Genomic DNA, 16,895 nt, shown 5'->3' on the forward strand with positions numbered 1-16,895 from the left:
ATGCTTTACCTCATTTAACAAGGCTTTAGTGAAACCTATGGAAAACAAAAAATTCACGTCGAGTGTTACCTCGACCATAATGCACCGCGTACTCATGAGCAAAGTACCGTTATTTATAATCATACTTTCTATGATTTCCGGCTTGTTAGCACTTAATTTAACGCCCCGTGAAGAAGAGCCGCAAATTGTTGTCCCTATGATTGATATCATAGTCAACGCCCCTAATATTAGTGCTAATCAAGTCGAGCGATTAGTGACAACACCACTTGAAAAGTTACTTTCGCAAGTTATTGGGGTTGAGCATGTATACTCTGTTAGCCATACTGGTCAATCTTGGGTAACCTTACGCTTTCATGTTGGTGAAAATCGAGAGCAGGCTTTATTAAACACTTACAATAAGCTCCATTCCAATACTCACTTAATTCCTAGCATTGTCGCTGATTGGCGCGTTAGCCCTGTAGAAGTTGATAACGTTCCTATTGTCATGCTAGGTCTTTACAGTACTAACGAAAAACTCATTGATGACTTTGGTTTAAAGCGATTAGCACAAGAGGTATCAACCTCATTACAAGCAATCGACAATACCAGTGAAGTGAAAATTATTGGTGGTCGTGAACGCGAAATTCAAATCAATTTACTTCCTGAACAAATGAGCGCAAGACAAGTAGCTATCACTGATATTTTTAGTGCGATTAAAGCTTCGAACACCTTAGCATCACACGGTAATATTGTTTTAAAGCGGCAATCAATCGAACTACAAAGCGGTGATGTGTTTCGAGATATTGAGCAATTAAAACAAATGCCTGTCAGCGTAATCGACGGTAGTGTTATTTTACTAAAAGACATTGCCACTATTATTGATGGACCTGCAGAACAAACTACCTATTCTTGGTTAGACCTTACACCTAAACACTCTGTAAATAATAACAATGGGCAAGTTGCTAACGATAATTTACCTATGGTTACTATTAGTGTTGCCAAACAGCGCGGCAGTAATGCTGTAACAGTGGCTAATGCTGTGCACAACAAAGTTGCCTTAATGCAACAAAGCTTCTTTCCTGAGCATGTCAAAGTAGAAGTTCTTAGAGATTACGGACAAACAGCCAATGAAAAAGTAAATAACTTAACCACAAGTTTAGCGTTTGCAGTATTTACCGTGATTATTTTTATCGGTATTTTCTTAGGCTGGCGATCCGCCTTAGTCGTCGGTTTAGCTGTGCCTATTTGCTATGGTATTACCTTGTCGCTCGACTTACTATTTGGCTACACCATAAACCGTGTAACCCTATTCGCACTGATTTTATCACTCGGTTTACTCGTTGATGACCCCATTACTGGTGTTGATAATATTGAGCGTTACTTAAAGAAAAATACGGGTAGCGTACAAGATAAAATTGTTGGCGCTATTAGTGAGATTCGTGTACCGCTACTAATGTCAACACTGACCATAGTACTCGCCTTTTTACCGCTAGCTTTTATTACCGGCATGATGGGGCCTTACATGGCACCAATGGCTTTTAATGTTCCGCTAAGTGTTATTAGCTCTACACTCGTTGCTTTTTTAGTCACCCCTTGGTTAGCCAGTAAATTTATAAAAGCGACACCTAGCAAAACCCAGAAAAACAATCCGCAAGATGATCAACACGATAATCAGCCACTTAATCAAGCCGTTGCTGAGCCGAAGCTTCATCAGTTGTATCGAAAAATACTCACACCATTATTAGACAGCCCACGCAAAGGAAAGTTAACCTTAGTCGCCGTATTAGTAATTTTTTTAATCACCGCCATGTTACCTGTAATGCGCTGGGTACCGCTAAAGTTACTGCCTTTTGATAATAAAAACGAAGTGCAAATTATGATAGATATGCCCGAAAGCGCTTCGTTAGAACAAACAGCCGCCATGGCAAAGCTCGTCAGCGCTAAAGTTCAACAGTTGCCTGAAGTGACCGCTATAGCAAGCTATATTGGCTTGCCCTCACCTATCGATTTTAACGGCATGGTACGCCAATATTATCAGCGCCATGCCCCTTACTTAGCCGATTTACGTATTATTTTAGTGGATAAAGAAAAACGCGAGCACCAATCTCATGCCATAGTACTTAGACTACGAGAGCATTTGGCACCGCTAGCTGATGCGCTGAAACTTGAACATAACGCGGTAATTAAAGTCGTTGAAGTACCGCCAGGGCCGCCGGTAATGAGTACCTTAGTGGCTGAGCTTTATGGTGATGACTTAACTCAATATCATGAACTACAAAATGCTGCGACTTTAGTTGAGCAACGCTTAAAGCGTGAGCCTTTTGTCGTTGAGGTTGACTCAACGGTTGGCGACGAACAACCACAATTGCGCTTTATCACTGACAAAACCAAAGCAGCGCTTTCAGGCGTATCAACCGATAATATTAATCAAGTACTCGATGTTGCTAATCAAGGGCAAGTTGCTGGCTTTATGCATATTGATAACGAGGCCTCCCCGCTTGCTATTAAGGTTCGATTAGCATTAGGTGAACGCGAAACCTTAGCCGACTTAAACCGCCTATCCATTAAAGGACAAGCAGGTATAGTGCAAGAAAACACCCCACAAGGAATTGAAATAGCTCCTCGTTCATTTGTTGCCTTGGGTGAGCTAGGAGAATTTGTTGAGCGCTATAGTGACAAGCCTATTTTTCATAAAGACCTTAAACCAGTTGTTTACGTAACCGCTGATATCTCAGGAAGAACACCTGGGGAAGTGATTGCTGACGTTTCTGCTGATTTATCTGCAGACTCACATGCGGACTTAGCCTCTAACTTAGTTAGTGAAAGAACGAGTTCAGCTAGCTATAACGAACAAGTGATCCATACCAATGATAACGAACAAAGCTCATGGCAAAACCGAAGCTTTTTAAATAATGGCGGCGGTGACTTATGGAGCTTGCCAGAAAATATTTCATTGGTGTGGAGCGGTGAAGGTGAATGGCGTATTACTATCAAAGTATTTAGAGATATGGGGCTTGCTTTTGTTTTTGCTTTGCTCGCCATTTACGTGGTATTGAGAGTTCAAACCGGCTCCGCCGCTTTATCCGGTATTATTATGTCGGCGATCCCGTTAACCGTCATTGGTATTATGCCGGGTTTCTTCCTGCTTAATCAGTTTGGAGAGCGCACCATTGCTGGTGCACCTGAGCCAGTACTTTTTACTGCTACTGCCATGATAGGCATGATTGCCTTGGCAGGTATCGTAGTAAGAAACTCGTTAATTTTAATTGAATTTATTAGCCAAGCTCAACAAGCTGGGGCAACGATTAAAGAGTCTCTTATACAAGCTGGTGCTGTTCGTATGCGCCCAGTTTTGTTAACCGCAGGCACCACACTACTTGGTAATTTAGTCATAACCTTAGACCCTGTTTTTAGTGGTTTAGCCATTGCTATTATTTTTGGCATTATTTCATCTACTGTATTTACATTACTTGTTGTGCCAATTGCTTATTCTTTAGTTTTTGAACCAAACAATAAAAAAAATAAAGCTAATTCAACCCCTATTAACTCTACATCAAATAGCACAGCAGCAAAACAGGTTAAGGTGCCATCATGAATACAAAATCAAAAGCTACTCAAAAACACTTTAAACAATGGCTACTGCCCATTTTAGCTATTGCGCTATTAGCCTTAACCGTTGCATGGCTCGCTGGTGCTTTTAATCACAAAATAGCACCCGAAGTTATGCCTATTAACCCAACGGTAGTTATAAAAACAATGCCAGTAAAGTCATCTTCAGTCGATACTTTTGAAGCGGTACCAGCGAGCATTACCGCAAAGCAAGCGACTATTATTTCTTCACGCTTGTTAGCACGCATTGATGAAATTCATGTACGCTCAGGCGACACAATAAAACAAGGCGATGTACTCATTACTTTAGAGAGCAATGACTTGGCATCGCAAGTTATTGAAGCTCAAGAACAAGTTAATGCCACAAAAGCGCGAAATACTGAAATTAAGCAAAACTTTCAACGCGCCAAAGAGCTTTTTACTAAAGAGATGATTTCAACCTTTGAACTAGATAAGAGCAAAGCGGATTACCAAAGTAGCATTGCTCAATTAACCGCAGCACAACAAAACTTACAGCAAGCAAAAACAACTCTAAGCTATACCACATTGCGATCACCTATCAATGGTAAGGTGGTTGATCGCTTTGCAGAGCCAGGAAACACCGCACAACCAGGTAACAAGTTGCTCTCATTATACAACCCATTATCATTAAGAGTCGAAGCACAGGTACGTGAACAATTAGCGGTTAAGCTTATTGTTGGTCAATCTATTAAGGTTATATTACCTGTCGTTGATAAAACCTTAACCGGTCAAATTGAAGAAATTGTGCCTGCAGCAAATACCGGCTCTAGAACTTTTTTAATTAAAGTTAGCCTTCCATATCAAGATACAATGCTACCAGGAATGTATGCGAAGCTATTAATACCCGCAGGTCGTGTCACTAAAAATTTAATCCCACAAAATGCCGTTCATCATGTCGGTCAATTAAGTTTTGTTCGGGTAGTCATTGATAACCAACCACAACGCCGTTTTGTACGTATTGGGGAAGTGAATAATAAGCGAGTATCGATAATATCAGGTTTAAGCGAAGGCGAAGTTATTGTGGTTCCTGCTACATAAGTTAACCCGAGTTCAGGTTAACTTAATTGCTAACCTGTTTATTTCTATAATGTTATAGCTGCTACTATGCCTTAGGCGTATTCGATAGCATTGATAAAAATAAATACTATTGGTTATCTTTTTTAAAATTACATTAATCTTTTGATGAAAATTTGTTAGGATCCCCCCAAAATTACACCCTACACATTTTCTAGCCTATTTAAGGATGATCATGAACACTAAATTAACATTAGCGGCACTGTGCCTTTTACCATTAAGCACACAGTTTGCTATGGCTGAAGAAGCCCCAGAAAAACCAGCTTTAACTATGTCTGCTGAATTAGGCTTTTTATTCAAATCTGGTAACACTAAAAGCGGCGATCTTAAAGCTGGCTTTAACCTTAAACACGAACAAGACCAATGGTTAAACGTATTCGCCATTAACGCTATCGCTAAAAAGCTTGAAGAAGAAAATGACGATGGCGAAAAAGAATTTGTTAGTACAGATAATAAGTGGGATTTAACCGCACAAACTAACTACTCACTAGAGCAAGACGGTAAAAACTACCTTTACGGTAGCCTTGCTTACCAACAAGACAAGTTTAGTGGTTTTGTCAGTCAAAGTTCATTGTCTGTTGGTTGGGGTCGCAAATGGTACAAAACAGAAACCAGTTCATTTTTTGCTGATATCGGCCCTGGTGTAACACACGACGTTCACCGCTCAAAAGGTGCAAGTGGTACTCCTGCGTATGTTGCAGAAACAAGTGATACCAATGCAATTATTCAAGCTCAAGCACTTTACACAAATCAACTTAACGAATTTGTTGAATTTAAACAGTACCTTGTGGCTAAACAAGCATTTGAGTCTGACAAAAACAGTATTTACAAATCTGAAACATCATTAACTGCAAAGTTAATGGACTCATTACAGTTTAAATTTGCTTTACGTGTTGATTACGACACTGAAGTAGACGCTGAATATGAAAATACAAACACAGAAACATCTGTAACTTTAGTTTATAGTTTCTAATATAAACTAAAGCAGGCAATACAAGCTATACAACACTATAACTAGATGTTGTATATAAGAAAAAGGAGCATTTATGCTCCTTTTTCTTCACTGGTTAAATGTTTCGGACCAGTATTTTTATTTTCAATAAAGCCATATTTATAAGCTTTTAGAAAGTAGGTTATTAGTCCTGGCAATTTCAATAGGCATTCTCTTACTCGATTAGCTTATAGTACAAAAAACGCTACCTAACCTGATAACAGCGTTATTTTAGTAACACTTTTAAGTATCTCTTACTCATCATGTGTTTCATGTAAAGCAATAGTGGTGGTGCTTTTTACACTTGAATGAAAGTGCTTCTGCTTTATTACTAAGTATTCAGGGTTAGCGAAAAAATCTGTCATGACTTGCTCAGATGGAAAAATAATAGTAAATACGCGATTAATATTATCGACCGTTTTAGTACGTAACACTTCAGCTACTTTAAAGTCATAACCAAATGCCCCTCCAAACCTTTTAAGCAGTGGTTCCATCGCTTCTCGGTAATATTGATATTCCTTATCATCAATAACTTCAAGTCCCATTATACGTTCAAATGCCATACATACTCCCTTTAATGCAGTTAAAATATCATGGTGAATGTTACATTCTTTAGGTTTATTAAGTAAGCATCCTCTTACCTTTCCCTTATTATTCTTATGACTATTTGATGCATAAAAAAGCGATTACAGAAAACTGTAATCGCTGCTACTTCACCAAAAATGTATTTAATAATCTCTAGTAAATGCCTTTCAGTAAATAAATCCCAATAATTAACTTGCTAAAGCAAGGTTAGAATTGGTTCATGGTATTATCTTTGCCTGATGCTTTTAGCGCTGCATCACCCGAGAAGTATTCTTTATGATCATCACCAATGTCTGAGCCAGACATATTCTGGTGTTTAACACAGGCAATACCTTGGCGAATTTCTTGGCGCTGTACATTTTTAACATAACCTAACATGCCTTGTTCACCGAAGTATTCCTTCGCTAAATTATCAGTAGATAATGCCGCGGTATGGTACGTTGGCAGTGTAATTAAATGATGGAAAATACCCGCTTCTTTAGCCGCATCAGCTTGGAATGTACGAATACGCTCATCAGCCAGTACCGCAAGCTCAGTAGTATCATAATCAACATTCATTAAGTCGTCTCGAACATAGTTTGATACGTCTTGACCCGCTTCTACCATGGCATCATAAGCTTGTTGACGGAAGTTTAAGGTCCAGTTGAATGATGGTGAATTGTTGTAAACTAACTTAGCATTCGGTACTACTTCACGAATGGCATTAACCATTGCGCCGATTTGACCAATATGCGGTTTTTCCGTTTCAATCCAAATTAAATCCGCACCATTTTGTAGTGAGGTAATACAGTCAAGTACACAACGCGCTTCACCAGTACCTTGTTTAAATTGGAATAAATTACTGGCTAAACGCTTCGGGCGCATTAATTTGCCATTTTGTTTAATAACCACATCACCATTACCTAGCTCTTCAGGTGATATTTCATCGCAATCTAAGAAAGCATTATATTGGTCGCCTAAATCACCAGGAGTTTTGGTTACCGCTATTTGTTTAGTTAAGCCAGCGCCTAATGAATCGGTACGCGCAACAATAATGCCGTTATCAATACCTAACTCAAGAAACGCATAACGCACCGCATTAATTTTTGCTAAAAAGTCTTCATGAGGTACGGTCACTTTGCCATCTTGGTGGCCACACTGTTTTTCATCTGACACTTGGTTTTCAATTTGAATACAACAAGCACCTGCTTCAATCATTTGCTTGGCCATTAAATAGGTGGCCTCCGCATTACCAAAACCTGCATCAATATCAGCAATAATTGGTACTACATGAGTTACATGATTATCAATTTTATCTTGAACAGCTGCTACCTCTGCGGTGTTTCCTGCCGCTTTTGCATTATCCAACTCACGAAATAAACCACCTAATTCACGGGCATCAGCTTGACGTAAAAAAGTATAAAGCTCACCAATTAAGCTAGCCACTGAGGTTTTTTCATGCATTGATTGATCAGGTAATGGACCAAATTCACTACGCAGTGCAGCAACCATCCAACCTGAAAGGTATAAATAACGGCGATCGGTATTATTAAAGTGTTTTTTAATCGAAATCATTTTTTGCTGACCAATAAAACCATGCCAACAACCCAAAGATTGCGTGTATTGAGAACTGTCTCGATCATAATTATCCATATCGGCACGCATAATATCCGCAGTGTATTGCGCAATTGCTAAACCATTTTTAAAATGGTTTTGAGCACGCATACGCGCTACTGACTCAGGGTTGATAGCACCCCATGAGTTACCTGCTTGTTCTTTAATTGCTTGTACTGCTTCAATTGCACTTTGATAATTAGACATAACGCTCTCCAAAGGTGGTTAGGTATTCTTCTTTATAATGTTGTGTAATTTGGGCACTCGAGCCATGATTTTACGCGTTCCGTTTGATATATTATCGAGGTGATAACCCCGCCAAAACTGAATAGTAAAATGTAAGCTTTCACACCTGACAACAAAAACAATAAACCAATACACCAACATTTATAAAATATATAATAACTATTACCATCATTCACATTATGAATAGATAAAAAATCTTATCCGCAGTAAACTCAAGATAATGTTGACGGTGAAGTTAATGTTAATTAATACACAGAACAGGTATAGACTGCTTTTAGGTGCTGAACTCGGGTTATTTAGATTTATTTTCGGTTGTTTACGACTAATGGCGCATTGAAGTCTATTGCTGTTTAGCTTATATCTATTTTTATTATATAAAATAAGAGAGCCATAGATTTTATGAATATTTCTAAAATTGATCTGAATTTACTCATTTATTTAGATGTTTTGCTACGCGAAAAAAATGTAACTCGTGCAGCAAGTCAATTAAATATTACTCAGCCAGCGATGAGTAATGGCTTAAAAAGACTAAGAACACTCTTTAATGATCCTATCTTGGTGAGAACCTCAGACGGTATGGTACCAACTGAACGAGCACGTACTCTAGCGCCAAATATTAGAAAAATATTATTAGAGCTTGAAGAAACGTTACAAGGTGAAGAAGAGTTTAGTGAGCACAATAGCCAACGTGTTTTTAGGATTATGGCGAGCGATTATGCGGCTTCAACCTTAATACCACCATTACTTAAACAGTTAAATCAAGTCGCCCCTAATATTACTTTAGATATCATGACTCCCAGTGATGTTACCTTTCATGACGTAGAGGCGGGTAAAATTGATATGGCGATTAATCGCTTTGATGAATTACCACAATCATTTCATCAAAAAGCAATTTGGCGCGACACCTTTTCTTGCTTACTCAGTGCTGATAACCCTGTGGTAAGTAAATTTAACTTAAACACTTACCTAGGCGCTAAACATGTTTGGGTTTCAAAAACTGGTTTTGGTGTTGGCGTAGGTATGGATCCAAAAGATGTGCAAAAATTAGGCTGGGTTGATGAGGCCCTAGCGCGTTTAGGTAAAAAGCGAGACATTAAAGTATTTACCCGCAATTACCATGTTGCAATGCAGTTGGCTTATGAAGATAACTTAATTGCTACATTGCCGACAAAAGCGGCGATGTTACACAAAAATGATAGTAGCTTTATTATTGTAAAGCCGCCTTTTGATATTCCTGATATTGAATTAAAAATGATCTGGAGCCCTTTACTGCATCATGATGCAAGCCATGTTTGGTTTAGGCAATTAGTCATAGCTGCCGCTAAAAAGTGCCAAGAGTTACATTAAATAGTGTAAAATAATAACCGTCTATTGCTCAAAATGAAGTAAGACCTCGACAAAGGATCTATATGGAACATAGCCCTACCGTGAAACTACAATTTATTATGAAAAATACATGACGGTTAAAAATTTTTGTTACACCCTGTTTGCGATTGCTTTTAGTTTAGCGTTAGGTAAGCTCACTCACGCCTTAATATCAGGTCTGCCAGCGAGTTTGTATGGCATGATTTTTTACTGCGTTTTTTTGCAATTAAATTGGTTTGATGCCAATAAAGTCAGCCAAGTTAACTTGTGGTTAGTAAAGCACATGGGCGTGTGTTTTGTTCCTGCTGGTATTGGTATTATTAATCATTTTGATTTAATAAAGCAGCATGGCGTTGCGTTAATTGGTATTATATTTATTTCTACTTTTATTCTTCTGACCTTAATTGGCTGGTTAAGTGAACGCTTTCTCGTGGAAAAAAACTCAACTAGTGCAACAATAAGTAATCAATAACATGATGTCTCAAGAACAATTACTCGCCAGTATAGTGCTCACATTAGCCAGTTTAATTATTTATCAAATAGCCACTTATGCCCAGCAAAAGTGGCAATCTATTTTACTAAACCCGATGCTAGTAACCATTACTGTACTAGCACCTATTTTAGTCTCCGCGAATATAAATTATCAGCAATACATGCAAGCAACTCAGTTACTTAACTTTATGCTTGAACCCGCGATTGTCGCTTTAGGCTTTCCGTTATACTTACAGTTAAGAAACGTCAAATACCACTGGAAGGAGATCCTCGCTATTCTTTCATTAGGTATCGTTATTGTTATTATCATCAGCTTTGTTGCAACAATGGCGCTTATTGCTATCCCTGAAATTGCAGTAGCACTTTCCTTAAAGTCGGTGACAACCCCTATTGGTATCGCCCTAACCGAGCAAGAAGCTGGTGATAGTTCAATTACCGCTTTTGCGATAATGATTGCCGGCTTTAGCGGCGCTTTACTCGGTCCTCGCTGGTTACACTTTATTGGCGTTAACTCAGTTAAAGCCCAAGGCTTAGCTATTGGTAGCGCTAGCCATGTTATTGGTACTGCAGTACTGGCTAAAATAAGCGCCGAGCACGCAGCTTACAGCTCGGTCGCGCTAATTTTTTCAGCCTTGTTAACCGCGTTAATCAGCCCTTGGTTAATTCCTCTTATGCAGCAGTTTTACAGCTAAATAGTTATTAATACTTCCATGCATAGCTATTGTTATTTATTCGCTCGTATAGACTAGCTTCTGACTAAGCCTGTCTTTTTAAGATTACTTCAACTACCTCTTTCTTCTTTACTCTTTGATTAATATTTCTGTTTTCTATAAAAACAAAACTAGCATTCACATTATGAATAGTAGTTATCATAAAGTGAAATATTGATAAACACATGAAATAAAAAGTGACACCTTTAATTTTTTATTCTTTTATTTCAATAACTAATATAAAAAAACCATACTGACTCAACGATAAGGTTGTTGTTTTATTTTTTTTCAGTCTGTTAGTGCTATTGCCATAACGCGCTTTCCTCCTTAGGATTGTTTTATATAGAACATTAAGTGGAAGCTTTCATAGTAACAATCAAAAAACTTCCATTAACGATACCTAACGGTTCAATAGTCGTTCTCATACCCGTATTATTGCGTGTTGATTATGGTTATTCACAGCCAATAAATATATCGAGGGGCTTATGTCACAAGCAACAAAGTTAAAAGAAAGCACAGCAGTAAATAATACCGTGATGGTTAATGGCTTAACGGTTAGTGAGTGTTTATTCGAGTTTATTGAAAGTGAAGCCTTAGTTGGCACAGGTATTTCATCTAGCCACTTTTGGCAAGGTTTTGCATATCTTATTGAAGACTTAAGCGGCGAAAACGCCAAGTTACTAGCTAAGCGTGACGCTTTGCAAGCTAAAATAGATCAATGGCATCAAGATAACTTTGCCGAAAAATTTAGCTTTGAAAATTACAAAAAGTTTCTGTTAGAAATTAATTATTTATTACCTAGCCTAAAAGATTTCTCGATTACTACCGATCATGTTGATAGTGAACTAGCCACCATAGCAGGTCCGCAACTGGTGGTACCTATTATGAATGCCCGCTTTGCCTTAAATGCGGTAAATGCTCGCTGGGGAAGTTTGTATGATGCTTTATATGGCAGCGATGCCATTAATGAAGATGACGGCGCTAAAAAAACAGCGAGTTATAACCCCACTCGTGGTCAGCGAGTTATCAATTACGCCAAAGCTTACCTTAACCACATTTTACCGTTAAACCAAGGTAAGCACGAAGAAGTACTAGGTTATCATTTAAATGAGCAACAACTGGTTGTTAGTTTACCTAACGGTAAACAAAGCACTTTAGTTAACAATGATGCTTTCATTGGTTTTACTGGCAGTATTAATCAACCCAGTAGCCTTGCTTTTAAACATAACGGTTTACATTTAGAGCTAGTGTTTGATAGAGACAGTGTTATTGGTAAAACAGATCCCTCTGGCTTAAGTGACGTACTCCTTGAGTCAGCCCTGACCACCATTATGGACTGTGAAGACTCCGTTGCAGCGGTTGACGGTGAAGATAAAGTTATCGCTTATCGAAACTGGTTAGGGTTAATGAATGGCACTTTATCGTGTGATATGAACAAAAATGGCCAACAATTTACCCGCTGTATGAATGACGACCGTCACTATCAAACACTATCAGGTAACACTAAAACCTTAAAAGGTCGCAGTTTAATGTTCGTGCGTAATGTTGGCCATTTAATGACAAATAATGCCATTATTGACGCTAACGGTAATGAAGTTCCCGAAGGTATTATGGACGCGATGATCACTTCATTAATTGCATTACATGACATTCAAGGCAACGGAAAATATCGCAATAGCCAAGAAGCTTCAATTTACATTGTAAAACCTAAAATGCACGGCCCTGATGAAGTCGCCTTTGCCAACACATTATTCTCACGAGTTGAAGGTATTTTAAATCTGCCTAAAAATACGATAAAAATGGGCATAATGGATGAAGAGCGCCGTACCAGTATTAACTTAAAAAACTGCATTTTTGCCGCTAAAGAGCGTGTGGTATTTATCAATACAGGCTTTTTAGATAGAACAGGCGATGAAATACATACTTCGATGATGGCCGGTCCAATGGCGCGTAAGGCGGATATAAAAAATACGCCATGGATCAGCGCTTATGAAGACAATAACGTTGATGTGGGCCTGCAGTGTGGTTTTAGTCAGAAGGCTCAAATAGGTAAAGGTATGTGGCCTATTCCTGAGCAAATGGCCAACATGCTTGCTACTAAAATAGGTCATGTTAACGCAGGAGCTAATACCGCGTGGGTACCATCACCAACAGCGGCCACTTTACATGCCTTACATTATCATCAAGTGAATGTATTTGATTTGCAAGAGCAACTGAAATTGCGTCAGCGCGCCAATATAGACGATATTTTAACGATTCCTTTAGCAAGTGACCCAACTTGGAGTGAAGCAGAAATAACCGCTGAACTTGATAATAATATTCAAGGAATTTTAGGCTATGTTGTACGTTGGATAGATCAAGGGGTTGGCTGTTCAAAGGTTCCAGATATTAACAACGTTGGTTTAATGGAAGATAGAGCAACTTTACGTATTTCAAGTCAACATATTGCTAATTGGCTACAACACAAGGTTTGTACTAAAGCACAGGTAAAGGCTAGCTTAGTAAAAATGGCAAAAGTTGTTGATCAACAAAATCAGCATGATAAAAACTATCAAGCCATGAGCATTAACCTTGAACATAACATTGCCTTTCAAGCTGCATCGGCTTTAATATTTCAAGGTGTGCAACAACCTAATGGTTATACCGAGCCACTTTTACACCAATTTAGGCTAGCTAAAAAAAGCGCTTAGCGGTAAAGTATTTCAACAAAAGCAAAGTAGCCATTTACGACTCCCAACCTCGTAAGTGGCTACTTTTTTGTTTGTACTTTTTGTTTGTGTAAGCATAGCCCAGTTACTGAACTGAATTAATCGACAACCTACCTCAATCCAATAGTATTTTTGTAACAATATATCTATAGTCAAAATACATAGTAACAATTGTAATTTTTTTGTAATCGCTTAAAATATTCGGGTTTTAAATTGCAGTAATAAGCGTGACCTCTGTTTTAAAGGATTCAAACAATGAAATACAGTAAACTTTTATTAATAAATTGTATCGCCGCACTGATATTAGCGGTAACTATTTTACCTGCGCTTGCTCAACCGGTATTACACTCTCCCTCTCTAAAGCTACAAAAACCTGAGATTGATCAAAACATGATTAACAATGGTTTACGATCAACCTTACACCTTAAGGTTTATCGTTATACTTTAGGAGATAGCCGTCCAACACTAGCACTTAGCACATTGTCTTCTGGTTTTAAACATAGCCTTTCAGCAACTCTAATATTAAATAGCCAACCTATTATTGAAGGTAATGAGTTTTCAATGGTTAACAGCAAAAAAAAACGTAATACCTTTTTTGAAACAACAATGATGTTCAATGATAAGTTACAGCAGTTTTTATCTTTTTTCTCACGTGATAAAAATACAGATAACAATGCTGGCACCACTAAAAACAACAAAGATAAAAGCTGCTAACATATATAATATTTTAATAAAATCAACCTAAACTCTACCTAGTTATCATAAATAGCTAATATGCTGTTTAATCATTAACAATGAATGGTTTGCCGTTAATGCCCCTCCCCAGCCCTTCGCACTATCGTTAACATTTAAGTAATTTAGGTAATTCAATTACTGAATCAATTTACTCAACTCCTCATTTTCAGGTACTCTATACCTTAAGCGGTACCTTAGATAAAGCTTAGCGGTAACCCGCAAACATCTAATCACCATATATACGACAAGTTACTCAAATAATAATGAAAAAATTCACAACAATAATAACTAAAATAACCTTAGCGCTAATGCTTATCTTAACATTAGCCGTAGCAACATTAGGCACTTGGTTATATAGCCGAGTTGATGGTGCTTTAGCACAACTTACAGGAAAAAGTACCGTTTTTGGTTTATCTGACGTTGTTACTGTTGAAAGAGATAAGCAAGGTATTCCTACGATTAAAGCTAAAAACCGTGTCGATATTGCCGTAGCAACTGGTTTTATTCATGCGCAAGAGCGCTTTTTCCAAATGGATTTGTTACGACGAAACTCCGCAGGAGAGCTAGCCAGCTTATTTGGTGAAATAGCGCTTAACTATGACAAATCTGTCAGGCGTCATCGTTTTAGAGATCGCGCCCGCACCATAGTCAGCCAACTTCCTGATGATCAGCTAGCATTACTTAAGGGCTATACTCGTGGCGTTAATCGTGGTTTATCAGCACTACGTGCTGACCCTTTTGAGTACTTATTATTACAACAGGCGCCTGTGCAATGGAGCGAAGAAGACTCGGTATTAACTATTTTTAGTATGTACCTTGATTTACAATCCCAAGACGGTAAACGAGAACGCACGTTAGGATTACTTAACAGTGTACTTTCATCTCAAGTCTATAACTTTTTAAACCCTAAGGGTAGCCAGTGGGACGCTTCCATCGATGGCACAAACTATGCTCCAGCACCTTTACCAACTCTGCCTTGGCCATCAGCTACCGCAAATAATCTTTTTAACAACTCATTACTTGACTCTATTAACTCACTAGAAGCATTTTCCGAAACTAGCAATAAACTATTAGCAGCAAGCAATAATGATAAATACCAAGATGATGAATTTCCAGGCTCTAATAACTGGGCTGTTTCAGGAGATATTAGCCAATCTGGTAGCGCTATTATCGCCAATGATATGCACTTAGGTATTAGAGTGCCGAACACTTGGTTTCGCGCAGCTTTTGAGTATTCACATTTAGGTCAGTTAGTAAAAATTACTGGAGCAACGTTACCAGGCACCCCTAATATGGTTATCGGTAGTAATACCCATATTGCATGGGGATTTACTAACAGCTATGGCGACTTTAATGACGTTATTACCCTGCAAGCTAATAAAAATGGCAAACAGTACCTCACTCCCGACGGCTATAAAGATTTTACCTACCATAAACAAGTGATTGCTATTAAGGGTAAACCCGCACAAGAAATAAATATTAAAGAAACTATTTGGGGGCCGGTTATTGGTAAAGATCATCAAGGTAACTTACTGGCATATCGTTGGGTCGCTCATGACAGACAAGCCATTAACTTTTACGCTACCACATTAGAACTAAGTGAAAATATTGATCAAGCTTTTGATGTAGCAGCTCGCTCTGGCATTCCTTCGCAGAACATGATGGTGGGCGATAGCTCAGGCAATATCGGCTGGACTATTATGGGCCCCATTCCTAAACGAGGAGAAAGCACCGGTGAAGTGCCTAGTTCATGGTCAAAAAGTAGTAATCACTGGCAGGGCTACTTAACAGCAAACGACTACCCTCGTATTAAAAACCCAAAAAGTAATCGTTTATGGACTGCGAACTCACGTGTGGTTGGTGGCGAAAATCTACAAAAAATAGGTAATGGCGGCTATGCATTAGGTGCTCGTGCTCAGCAAATTAAAGATAATTTATTTTCATTAAACACATTTGATGAACCTGCGCTACTCGCTATCGCTTTAGATGACAGAGCACTATTTTTAAAACGCTGGCATCAGTTTATACTCGATAAAGTGCTAACCGATGAGGCACTCACACAACATAATGACTTTGCTCAAATAAAAGCACTATTAATTCGCGATAGTAACTTAAGTGCAAATACTGACTCTGTTGCTTATCGCTTAGTACGTAACTTTAGACTAACTATTCGAGATCGAGTATTTTCACGTTTAAACGATAGTTTACTTGCCATTGATCCAAGTTATAGCTTCAACACTATTCGCCATCAAATAGAAACACCGTTATGGCAACTGATAACCGAAAAGCCTGATAATTTTTTGATGCTTCCTGAAGAAAGTTGGTCAGCGTTATTTACTAAAGCATTACAGCAAACCTTTACTGATATGACCCAGTTAGAAAATGGTTCAACACAGTCGTTACTTGCTGCCACATGGGGGCAACAAAATACTACTAACATACAGCACCCATTAAGTAAGGCCGTACCTGTATTAGGTTACTGGTTAGATATGCCCGAAAAACCTTTATCTGGCGACAGTTATATGCCAAAAGTACAAGGCAAATCTTTTGGGGCATCACAGCGTATGGTGGTATCTCCTGGACATGAAGAACAAGGCATTTTCCATATGCCAACCAGCCAAGCTGGACACCCTTGGAGCCCTTATTATGGTATGGGCCATCAAGACTGGGAACAGGGCTTAGAGTCAAGTTTCCTACCTGGCAAAACAAAATACACTTTAACACTATTGAGTTATTAGCAGAAAAAACGTACCGTAATTAAACTGATAACATTTGGTGAGTAACCAA

Annotated in this window: 11 protein-coding genes; 9 read left to right on the forward strand and 2 right to left on the reverse strand. The window is 38.4% G+C overall.

Annotation, left to right across the window (positions count from 1 at the left end):
* The first annotated feature begins 79 nt into the window (after positions 1 to 79).
* The 3 genes from KO495_RS05185 (at position 80) to KO495_RS05195 (ending at position 5,656) form a co-directional block, all read left to right on the forward strand.
* Positions 80 to 3,574, forward strand: coding sequence for an efflux RND transporter permease subunit (locus KO495_RS05185; RefSeq protein WP_252738821.1), 3,495 nt, complete (start codon positions 80 to 82; stop codon positions 3,572 to 3,574).
* Positions 3,571 to 4,647, forward strand: a complete 1,077-nt coding sequence (locus KO495_RS05190) for an efflux RND transporter periplasmic adaptor subunit (protein ID WP_215979332.1) — start codon at positions 3,571 to 3,573, stop codon at positions 4,645 to 4,647. The genes KO495_RS05185 and KO495_RS05190 overlap by 4 nt, the downstream gene beginning before the upstream one ends.
* A gap of 211 nt (positions 4,648 to 4,858) precedes the next feature.
* Positions 4,859 to 5,656: a DUF481 domain-containing protein gene (locus KO495_RS05195; protein WP_215979333.1), complete on the forward strand. Its 798-nt coding sequence runs from the start codon at positions 4,859 to 4,861 to the stop codon at positions 5,654 to 5,656.
* A 272-nt stretch (positions 5,657 to 5,928) separates the two neighbouring features.
* On the opposite strand, the gene KO495_RS05200 is transcribed toward KO495_RS05195, so the two are convergent.
* Both KO495_RS05200 and KO495_RS05205 read right to left on the reverse strand, forming a co-directional pair.
* On the reverse strand, positions 5,929 to 6,237 hold the full coding sequence (locus KO495_RS05200; RefSeq protein WP_215979334.1) for a DUF1330 domain-containing protein: 309 nt from the start codon (positions 6,235 to 6,237) through the stop codon (positions 5,929 to 5,931).
* Between the two features lie 229 nt (positions 6,238 to 6,466).
* Positions 6,467 to 8,059 (reverse strand): isocitrate lyase, encoded by a 1,593-nt coding sequence (locus KO495_RS05205; RefSeq protein ID WP_215979335.1) that lies wholly within the window; start codon positions 8,057 to 8,059, stop codon positions 6,467 to 6,469.
* A gap of 438 nt (positions 8,060 to 8,497) precedes the next feature.
* Between KO495_RS05205 and KO495_RS05210 the strand changes: the two genes are divergently transcribed.
* The 6 genes from KO495_RS05210 to KO495_RS05235 all read left to right on the forward strand — a co-directional run bounded on the left by KO495_RS05210 (position 8,498) and on the right by KO495_RS05235 (position 16,846).
* Positions 8,498 to 9,445 carry a LysR family transcriptional regulator gene (locus KO495_RS05210; protein WP_215979336.1) on the forward strand — a complete coding sequence of 316 codons (948 nt, stop codon included), beginning with the start codon at positions 8,498 to 8,500 and terminating at the stop codon, positions 9,443 to 9,445.
* A gap of 109 nt (positions 9,446 to 9,554) precedes the next feature.
* Positions 9,555 to 9,935 (forward strand): CidA/LrgA family protein, encoded by a 381-nt coding sequence (locus tag KO495_RS05215; protein ID WP_215979337.1) that lies wholly within the window; start codon positions 9,555 to 9,557, stop codon positions 9,933 to 9,935.
* A 1-nt stretch (position 9,936) separates the two neighbouring features.
* Positions 9,937 to 10,647 carry an LrgB family protein gene (locus KO495_RS05220; protein WP_215979338.1) on the forward strand — a complete coding sequence of 237 codons (711 nt, stop codon included), beginning with the start codon at positions 9,937 to 9,939 and terminating at the stop codon, positions 10,645 to 10,647.
* A 554-nt stretch (positions 10,648 to 11,201) separates the two neighbouring features.
* Positions 11,202 to 13,355 (forward strand): malate synthase G, encoded by a 2,154-nt coding sequence (locus KO495_RS05225; protein ID WP_252738822.1) that lies wholly within the window; start codon positions 11,202 to 11,204, stop codon positions 13,353 to 13,355.
* A 273-nt stretch (positions 13,356 to 13,628) separates the two neighbouring features.
* Positions 13,629 to 14,087, forward strand: coding sequence for a hypothetical protein (locus KO495_RS05230; RefSeq protein ID WP_215979340.1), 459 nt, complete (start codon positions 13,629 to 13,631; stop codon positions 14,085 to 14,087).
* 284 nt (positions 14,088 to 14,371) lie between these two features.
* Positions 14,372 to 16,846 carry a penicillin acylase family protein gene (locus tag KO495_RS05235; protein WP_215979341.1) on the forward strand — a complete coding sequence of 825 codons (2,475 nt, stop codon included), beginning with the start codon at positions 14,372 to 14,374 and terminating at the stop codon, positions 16,844 to 16,846.
* Positions 16,847 to 16,895: the final 49 nt, after the last annotated feature.

This window comes from Colwellia sp. D2M02, from assembly GCF_018860755.1.
Classification (GTDB): domain Bacteria; phylum Pseudomonadota; class Gammaproteobacteria; order Enterobacterales; family Alteromonadaceae; genus Colwellia; species Colwellia asteriadis.

Excerpts from the sequence above, each read along its gene's own strand:
- KO495_RS05185 (WP_252738821.1), top strand. The coding sequence starts at position 80 with ATGCACCGCGTACTCATGAGCAAAGTACCGTTATTTATAATCATACTT.
- KO495_RS05190 (WP_215979332.1), top strand. The coding sequence starts at position 3,571 with ATGAATACAAAATCAAAAGCTACTCAAAAACACTTTAAACAATGGCTA.
- KO495_RS05195 (WP_215979333.1), top strand. The coding sequence starts at position 4,859 with ATGAACACTAAATTAACATTAGCGGCACTGTGCCTTTTACCATTAAGC.
- KO495_RS05200 (WP_215979334.1), bottom strand. The coding sequence starts at position 6,237 with ATGGCATTTGAACGTATAATGGGACTTGAAGTTATTGATGATAAGGAA.
- KO495_RS05205 (WP_215979335.1), bottom strand. The coding sequence starts at position 8,059 with ATGTCTAATTATCAAAGTGCAATTGAAGCAGTACAAGCAATTAAAGAA.
- KO495_RS05210 (WP_215979336.1), top strand. The coding sequence starts at position 8,498 with ATGAATATTTCTAAAATTGATCTGAATTTACTCATTTATTTAGATGTT.
- KO495_RS05215 (WP_215979337.1), top strand. The coding sequence starts at position 9,555 with ATGACGGTTAAAAATTTTTGTTACACCCTGTTTGCGATTGCTTTTAGT.
- KO495_RS05220 (WP_215979338.1), top strand. The coding sequence starts at position 9,937 with ATGATGTCTCAAGAACAATTACTCGCCAGTATAGTGCTCACATTAGCC.
- KO495_RS05225 (WP_252738822.1), top strand. The coding sequence starts at position 11,202 with ATGGTTAATGGCTTAACGGTTAGTGAGTGTTTATTCGAGTTTATTGAA.
- KO495_RS05230 (WP_215979340.1), top strand. The coding sequence starts at position 13,629 with ATGAAATACAGTAAACTTTTATTAATAAATTGTATCGCCGCACTGATA.
- KO495_RS05235 (WP_215979341.1), top strand. The coding sequence starts at position 14,372 with ATGAAAAAATTCACAACAATAATAACTAAAATAACCTTAGCGCTAATG.